This window comes from Stenotrophomonas sp. YIM B13575 (assembly GCF_042787595.1).
Classification (GTDB): domain Bacteria; phylum Pseudomonadota; class Gammaproteobacteria; order Xanthomonadales; family Xanthomonadaceae; genus Stenotrophomonas; species Stenotrophomonas lactitubi_B.
Genome location: NZ_JBHZOP010000058.1, coordinates 1 through 8,041, shown reverse-complemented (window position 1 = coordinate 8,041; position 8,041 = coordinate 1). Strand labels below are relative to the sequence as shown.

5 protein-coding genes are annotated in these 8,041 nt (G+C 67.7%); all 5 read left to right on the top strand.

Features of this window, described 5'->3' with window-relative positions:
* Nucleotides 1–236 precede the first annotated feature (236 nt).
* The 5 genes from ACFX4F_RS11140 (at nucleotide 237) to ACFX4F_RS11120 (ending at nucleotide 7,946) form a co-directional block, all read left to right on the top strand.
* Nucleotides 237–689 (top strand): DUF2946 family protein, encoded by a 453-nt coding sequence (locus tag ACFX4F_RS11140; protein ID WP_380655184.1) that lies wholly within the window; start codon nucleotides 237–239, stop codon nucleotides 687–689.
* 72 nt (nucleotides 690–761) lie between these two features.
* Nucleotides 762–2,825, top strand: a complete 2,064-nt coding sequence (locus ACFX4F_RS11135) for a TonB-dependent copper receptor (protein WP_380655181.1) — start codon at nucleotides 762–764, stop codon at nucleotides 2,823–2,825.
* Between the two features lie 303 nt (nucleotides 2,826–3,128).
* Nucleotides 3,129–4,235, top strand: a complete 1,107-nt coding sequence (locus ACFX4F_RS11130) for an efflux RND transporter periplasmic adaptor subunit (protein ID WP_380655178.1) — start codon at nucleotides 3,129–3,131, stop codon at nucleotides 4,233–4,235.
* Nucleotides 4,232–7,357, top strand: coding sequence for an efflux RND transporter permease subunit (locus ACFX4F_RS11125; protein WP_380655175.1), 3,126 nt, complete (start codon nucleotides 4,232–4,234; stop codon nucleotides 7,355–7,357). The genes ACFX4F_RS11130 and ACFX4F_RS11125 overlap by 4 nt, the downstream gene beginning before the upstream one ends.
* On the top strand, nucleotides 7,350–7,946 hold the full coding sequence (locus ACFX4F_RS11120; protein ID WP_380655172.1) for a GNAT family N-acetyltransferase: 597 nt from the start codon (nucleotides 7,350–7,352) through the stop codon (nucleotides 7,944–7,946). The genes ACFX4F_RS11125 and ACFX4F_RS11120 overlap by 8 nt, the downstream gene beginning before the upstream one ends.
* The last annotated feature ends 95 nt before the right edge of the window (nucleotides 7,947–8,041 follow it).

Genomic DNA, 8,041 nt, shown 5'->3' with positions numbered 1-8,041 from the left:
TGGGTCCGGTTGCGGGGGCGTGAGCCGCATGGATGCGGCGACCGAGCTTACATGGACGTACTTGCAGCGGCCCCCGCAACCGGACCCACCCCGCCATCCCACGGAATGCACGGTGTTGCCGTTGCTTCGGCCGTTGCCGTTGCCTCTGCAGGTGCAGGGCGCAGCCCTGCCGATAACCCCTCTCCTGCGACGGTTCGTCGCACGGCGCCCCCGGGGGGCACCTCTACACTAGCGCGGTGATCCGTACCGCCCGCCTGCATCGAACGCTGCTCCAGCTCGCCTTCATCGCGACGCTGCTGATGGTGCTTGCGCCGCTGGTCAGCCGCGCGCTGCAGGCGCCTCAGGGTCAGATCCCTTCACCACAGGGAAGGGCTCTGACCCCATCCACAATGCATGGCGGCATGGACCATGCTCATATGCATCACGGCGATATGGCTGAGGGTCAGAGCCCTTTGACAGGGCAAAGGGATCCGACCCCGCCCGCCGATCCGCACGCCATGCATGGCGAGGCCTGCGAGTACTGCGTGCTGGCCATGCGCCTGCTGCCGTGGCTGGCAGTGCTGGTGCTGCTGCTGCCCCTGCTGTGGCGGCCGAAGCTGGTGTTCCCATGGTCGCAGCCGCGCCTGCCGCTGCTGCATTGGCCGGCACACGCCGCGCGTGGCCCGCCGCTGATCTCCACCGTCCGCTGATTTCCCTATCGAATCCGTCGCACGATGCCTGCAAGGGCGTCGTGCGCGCGTGCGTACCTTGGAGCTGTTCCCATGAAAATGACTTTCCCCGCCGCGGGCGCCCGTGCGCGCCTGCCGTTTGCGCTTGGCGTTGCCTTGACCGCGCCCTTCGCCCATGCCGCGCCCGCTGAAGAAGCGCGGACGCTGGAAACGCTGGTGGTCACCGCCGCTGCACCGTCCTCGCCCTTGCACTGGGTGACCGATCCGCGCCTGCCGCGGCAGCCGGTGCCGGCCAGCGATGGCGCCGATTACCTGAAGACGGTTCCCGGCTTTTCCGCCATCCGCAATGGCGGCACCAACGGCGACCCGGTGCTGCGCGGCATGTTCGGTTCACGCCTGAACATACTCAGCAACGATGGCAATCTGATTGGTGCCTGCCCTTCGCGGATGGACAATCCGCTGTCCTACATCTCGCCGGAGAGTTTTGACCGGCTGACCATCATCAAGGGCCCGCAGAGCGTGCGCTGGGGCGCGGGTGCGTCTGCGGGCACCGTGCGTTTTGAGCGTGATACTCCGCGTTTCGATGCACCGGGGCTGCGTGCCGACGCCAGTGCGCTGGTCGGTTCGCGCAACCGCAACGACCAGGTGCTGGACCTCACCCTGGGTAATCCGACCGGCTATGTGCGGGCCAGCGGCAACCGCTCCGAAGCCGATGACTACAAGGACGGCAACGGTGATGTTGTTCCGTCGAAATGGCGGAAGTGGAATGGCGACGTAGCCGTTGGCTGGACGCCTGATGCCGATACGCTGTTTGAAGTATCCGCCGGTGCCGGCGATGCGATCGCGCGCTACGCCGGGCGCGGCATGGACGGTGCCGCGTTCGAGCGCACCAGCTACGCCGCACGCTTCGAGAAGCGCAACCTGCCCGGGGCGTGGGACACGCTGCAGGCCAACGTGTACTACAACGAAGCCGACCACGTGATGGACAACTACACGCTGCGCGAACCGAATCCGCACAGCATGATGCCAATGCCGATGGCGTCGAACGGGGATCGCCGCACGCAGGGTGGGCGCATCAGCTCCGAGTGGCGCTGGCAGGACGTGCAGCTGGTGGCCGGTGTGGATGGTGAGGACAGTCGGCATCGCGGCCGCATGGGCATGGGCCGCGACACCTACAAGCAGGCGGACTGGAACACCGACGCCAACTTCCGCCGCTACGGTGCATTCACTGAACTGACCCTCGGCGCCGGCACCGACCAGCGCTGGATCGGCGGCCTGCGCGTCGATCGTGCCAGCGTGCGCGATGAGCGCGCCGACATCGGCGGCATGATGATGGCCATGCCCAATCCCACTGCCGGCCAGCGCCGCAGGGAATGGCTGGGCAGTGGGTTCCTGCGCTACGAACAGGATCTCGCCGACGGCCTGACCTGGTATGCCGGGCTGGGCCACAGCCAGCGCATGCCCGACTACTGGGAACTGTTCTCGCCCGATCATGGGCCGGCAGGTGCGGTGAACGCGTTCGCTGGCATCCAGCCCGAGCGCACCACCCAGCTCGACGTTGGCCTGCAATACAAGGGCCCGCGCGTGCAGGCCTGGGTCTCGGCCTATGCGGGGCAGATCCAGGACTACATCCTGTTCACCTATCGCGGCAGCGGCATGATGGGCATGAGCCAGGCCGACAACGTGCAGGCACGCATCGCCGGTGCCGAGGCCGGTGTGCAGCTGCAGCTGGACGCGCAGTGGAAGCTGGGTGGCACCCTGGCCTATGCCTGGGGCGAGAACCGCGACCAGCATCGCCCGTTGCCGCAGATGCCGCCGCTGGAAGCGCGCCTGAGTGCGGACTGGGAAGGCCAGCGCTGGAGTGCCGGTGCACTGGTGCGCGCGGTCACCCATCAGCATCGGGTCGCGGACGGGCAGGGCAACGTGGTGGCGCAGGACCTCGGGCCGAGCAGCGGCTTTGCCACGCTGGCGCTCAATGCGGCCTATCGTTTCAGTTCGCAGCTGCAGCTCAGCGCCGGTGTCGACAATCTGTTCGACCGTGCCTACAGCGAGCATCTGAATCTGGCCGGCAGCGCCGATTTCGGCTTCCCGGCCGATCCGGTGCGCATCAACGAGCCCGGCCGCAGCCTGTGGATGAAGGTGAACTACCGGTATTGATCCGCCGGGCATGGCCCGGCGCTACCCATGCGCCGGGCAACAAAGAAAACGGGGTCGGATCCCCGCCAGGTTCCGACCCCGCCCGGCGCCCTCGGCCGGGCCTCCCGACTCTACGACGGCGTCGCCGCTCATGGCGCGCCGGGATACATCCCGACATACGCCGACACCGTGCTGCAGACCCTTGCATGGAATGGGCGCACGGCGCTATCGCAGTACCCGTTCCACGCCGGTAAACGCTTGGCACATATCGCTTTTGCGGGGCCTTGCCTACACTCGGCGGCCGTGGATCACTCAGGATTGTTCATGTTGGCTCGTATCGCTTCGACCCTGGCCCTTGGCCTCAGCCTGGCCGTGCTGGCCGGGTGCGCAGGCAAACAGGAGGCCGCCGCGCGTCGGCAGGGCGAAGCCGTGCCGGTCACCGCGCAGGTCGTGCAGGCGATGCAGTGGAACGACACGCTGCAGGCGCTGGGTACGGCCAAGGCGCGCGAGTCGATCAGCGTGACCGCCAAGGTGAGCGAGATCGTCGAGCGCGTGCATTTCGAAAGTGGCCAGCAGGTCGCCGCCGGTGCGCCCCTGGTGACCCTGCGCGGGCAGGCCCAGGAAGCCGCATTGGTGCAGGCGCAGGCGACCTTCCGCGAAGCCGACCAGTTGTACAAGCGCCAGCGCGAACTGGCGGCGCAGCGGTTGGTGTCCAGCGCGACGCTCGACACGCAGAAGTCGATCCGCGATGCCGCCGAGGCGCGCGTGGCGCAGATGCAGTCGGACATCGGTGATCGTCGCGTGCGCGCGCCGTTCGCCGGCGTCCTCGGCATCCGCCAGATCAGCCCGGGCACGCTGCTGACGCCGACTACGGTGATCGCCACCCTCGACGACGTCGAGCGCATGCACATCGATTTCCAGGTACCGGAAGTGGAGCTGGCGTCGCTGACCACCGGCGACAAGGTGCAGGCGACCAGTGTGGCCTGGCCGGGCCGCATCTTCGAAGGCGAGGTCAGCACCATCGATGCACGCATCGACCCCGCTACCCGTGCGGTGACCGTACGTGCCGACTTCGCCAACGGCGACCACGCACTGCGTCCGGGCATGCTGCTCGACGTTCGCCTGTTCCATCCCGATCGACCGGCACTAGTGGTGCCGGAAATCGCCGTGGTGCAGGTCGGTCGCGATAGTTTCATGTACCGCATCAAGGCCGATGACACCGTCGAACGCGTGGACGTGGTCACCGGCGCGCGTCGCGCCGGCGTGGTCGAGATCAAGCAGGGCCTGCAGGCCGGCCAGCGCATCGTGGTGGATGGCACCGGCAAGCTGCGTGCGGGCCTGAAGGTGGCGGCCAGCGACGCCGCGCCCGCCAGCGGCGCGCAGCCGGCGACGGTTGAAGCACCGGCCGCTGCCGGGGGGCACGGCGGATGAAGCTGTCTGACATCTCCATCCAGCGGCCGGTGTTTGCCGTGGTGATGAGCCTGCTGTTGCTGGTGCTGGGCGTGATGTCCTTCACCCGCTTGACCCTGCGCGAACTGCCGGCCATCGACCCGCCGATCGTTTCGGTGTCGGTGGACTACACCGGCGCCTCGGCAGCGGTCATCGAAAGCCGCATCACCCAGGTGCTGGAAGACGCGCTGGCCGGTATCGAAGGCATTGATACGATCAACGCGCGCAGCACCAATGGCCGTTCGCAGGTCAGCATCGAATTCACCTCCAACCGAGACATCGAAGCGGCAGCCAACGACGTGCGCGATGCTGTCAGCCGCGTGGCCGACCGCATGCCCGAAGAGGCGCGGCCACCGGAGATCGCCAAGGTCGAGAGCGATGCCGACCCGATCATCTGGTTCAACATGGTGTCCTCGACCATGGACACGCTGGAACTGAGCGACTACGCCGACCGCTACGTGGTCGACCGCTTCTCCAGCCTTGATGGCGTGGCCCAGGTCCGCATCGGTGGCCGCCAGCGCTATGCGATGCGCATCTGGCTGGACCGTGACCAGCTGGCCGCACGTGGCCTGACCACCGGCGATATCGAAACCGCGCTGCGCAATGAGAACGTGGAACTGCCGGCCGGCCGCATCGAGTCCACCGACCGCGATTTCACCCTGCGCGTGGAGCGCAACTACATCAAGCCCGAAGACTTCGCGACCATTCCGCTGGGCAAGGGCCGTGATGGCTACGTGGTGCGCATGGGCGATGTGGCGAAGATCGAGCTGGCCTCGGCCGAGCGTCGCGCCTACTACCGCAGCAACGGCGAGCCCGGCATCGGCCTGGGCATCGTCAAGACCTCCACCGCCAACTCGCTGGACGTGGCGCGCACTGCGCGCGCCGAGGCCGAGCGTGTGGCGCTGACCCTGCCCAAGGGCACGCAGATCTTCGTTGCTTTCGACAACACCACCTTCATCGAGGCCGCCGTCGACCGTGTCTACGCCACGCTGGTGGAGGCGATGATCCTGGTGCTGGCGGTGATCTGGTTGTTCCTCGGCAGCTTCCGCGCGGCGTTGATTCCCGCAGTGACGGTGCCGGTGTGCCTGGTGGCGGCGTTCATCGCGCTGTACGCATTCGACTTCTCGATCAACCTGCTGACGCTGCTGGCGCTGGTGCTGTGCATCGGCCTGGTGGTGGATGACGCGATCGTGGTGGTGGAAAACGTACAGCGCCGCATCGACCTCGGCGAACCGCCGCTGGTAGCGTCCAAGCGCGGCACCGCGCAGGTGGCGTTCGCGGTGATCGCCACCACCGCCGTGCTGGTGGCGGTGTTCCTGCCGGTCGGTTTCCTGGAAGGCAACACCGGGCGCCTGTTCCGTGAACTGGCGGTGGCGCTGGCCGCCGCGGTCGCGCTGTCGGCGTTCGTCGCGCTGACGCTGACCCCGATGATGGCCTCCAAGCTGCTCAAGCCGCATACCGGGCAGGCACCGCGCGGGCTGCACGGTTTCATCAACCGCAATCTGGAACGCCTGGCCGGCGCTTACGGCCGCGTGCTCGACCACCACGTCGACCGCACCTGGATCTACCTGCTGGTGATGGTCGCTGCGTTGGCGGCCAGCTGGCTGCTGATCAAGGTGCTGCCCTCGGAACTGGCCCCGGCCGAAGACCGTGGTTCGTTCCAGATCATGATCGATGGCCCGGAAGGCGCCGGCTACGACTACACCGTGCAGCAGGTACAGCAGGTCGAAGCACTGCTGGCACCGCATGTGGGCGCGGACAAGCCGATCGTGCGCGCCAACCCGCGCGTGCCCGGCGGCTTCGGCGCCAGCGAGGAAATGCACACCGGCCGCGTCAGCGTGTTCCTGCAACCGTGGCGCCAGCGCAGCGAAGGCACGCCGGAAGTAGCCAACGAACTGCAGAAGGAACTGGACACCATCCGTGGCGTGCGCGTGCGTACCCAGGTCGGTGGCGGCCTGGTGCGCAGTGGCGGGCAGCCGTTCCAGATCGTGCTGGGTGGCCCGGAATACGCCGAGATCGCGCAGTGGCGCGACCGCATCCTGCTGCGCATGGCCGACAACCCCGGCCTGGTCGGCCCGGACTCGGATTACAAGGAAACCCGTCCGCAGATGCGGGTGAACATCGACCGCCAGCGTGCGGCCGACCTCGGCGTGCCGGTCACCGCGATCGGTTCGGCGCTGGAAACGATGATGGGCTCGCGCCGCGTCACCACCTTCGTCGACAACGGCGAAGAGTACGACGTGCTGGTCCAGGCCGGCCGCGATGGCCGCGCCAGCCCGGCCGACCTCGCCGCGATCCGCGTGCGTGCCACCTCCGGTGAACTGGTGCCGTTGTCCAACCTGGTCACGCTGAGCGAAGTGGCCGAAGCGGGCACCTTGAACCGCTTCAACCGGCTGCGCTCGATCACCATCAGCGCCGGTCTGGCACCGGGGTATCCGCTGGGTGAGGCCATCGCCTGGGCGCAGCAGGTGACCCGCGAAGAGCTGCCGCAGTACGCGCAGGTGAACTGGAAGGGCGAATCGCGCGAGTACCAGAGTGCGGGTGGCGCGGTGCTGCTGACCTTCGCCATGGCCCTGCTGGTGGTGTACCTGGTGCTGGCCGCACAGTTCGAAAGCTTCATCCACCCGCTGACGATCATGCTGACCGTGCCACTGGGCGTGCTCGGCGCGCTGGTTGGCCTGTGGCTGAGCGGAGGGACGGTGAACCTGTTCAGCCAGATCGGCATCGTCATGCTGGTGGGCCTGGCGGCCAAGAACGGCATCCTGATCGTCGAATTCGCCAACCAGCTGCGTGACGACGGGCGAACCGTGCGCGAAGCGATCATCGAATCGGCGATGGTGCGCCTGCGTCCGATCCTGATGACCTCGATCGCCACCGTGGTCGGCGCCATCCCGCTGGTGGTGGCCGGTGGCCCGGGTTCGGCCAGCCGTGGCACCATCGGCATCGTGATCATCTTCGGCGTCACCCTGTCCACCTTCCTGTCGCTGTTCGTGGTGCCGGCGTTCTACGCGCGGCTGGCGCCGTATACCCGCTCGCCGGAGGCGGTGAAGCGCGAGCTGGAGAAGCAGGAGGCCGACTCGCCGTCGGTCGGTGGTCATGCCTGACCATCGCGCCGACGGGGGCACCGAAGGGGTCGGATCCGTTTCCCAAAGGGAAAGGGCTCTGACCCCGCGCTTGCAAGGCAACGGATTCGTCCTGCGCCCCTGGCGTCCTGACGACCTCGAATCCCTGCTGCGCCACGCCAACGACGCGGACGTCTCGCGCGGCCTGCGTGACCGCTTCCCGTATCCGTACACCCGCGAGGATGGCGAAGCCTTCCTGGGCGGGCGCGTGCTGACCCCCGGCACGCTGAACCTGGCCATCGAGATCGACGGCCAGGCCTGCGGCAGCGTGGGTGCGCAGCAGGGCGTGGCCGAGCGCGGGCATACCGCTGAACTGGGCTACTGGCTCGGCCAGGCCCATTGGGGAAGGGGCCTGATGACCGGTGTGGTCGGTCTGTTCGCGCCCTGGGTGATGGACGAGCTTGGCCTGTTCAGGCTGCAGGCCACGGTGGTCGACTTCAACCTGGGCTCGGCCCGGGTACTGGAAAAGAATGGTTTCCAGGAAGAGGGCGTGGAGCGCTGCGCCGTCTACAAGCGCGGCGTCCTGCATGACCTGCGCCGCTTCGCCCGGGTGCGCACGCAGCTGCCCTGAACACGCGGGCTGGCCGCTGTAGAGCCGAGCCCATGCTCGGCTTGGGCCCCTGACGGCAGCCGAGCATGGGCTCGGCTCTACAAAGCAGCGCTATC

What these genes read in the sequence shown, in the direction of transcription:
- ACFX4F_RS11135 (WP_380655181.1), top strand. Translation starts at nt 762, where the DNA reads ATGAAAATGACTTTCCCCGCCGCGGGCGCCCGTGCGCGCCTGCCGTTT.
- ACFX4F_RS11130 (WP_380655178.1), top strand. Translation starts at nt 3,129, where the DNA reads ATGTTGGCTCGTATCGCTTCGACCCTGGCCCTTGGCCTCAGCCTGGCC.
- ACFX4F_RS11125 (WP_380655175.1), top strand. Translation starts at nt 4,232, where the DNA reads ATGAAGCTGTCTGACATCTCCATCCAGCGGCCGGTGTTTGCCGTGGTG.
- ACFX4F_RS11120 (WP_380655172.1), top strand. Translation starts at nt 7,350, where the DNA reads ATGCCTGACCATCGCGCCGACGGGGGCACCGAAGGGGTCGGATCCGTT.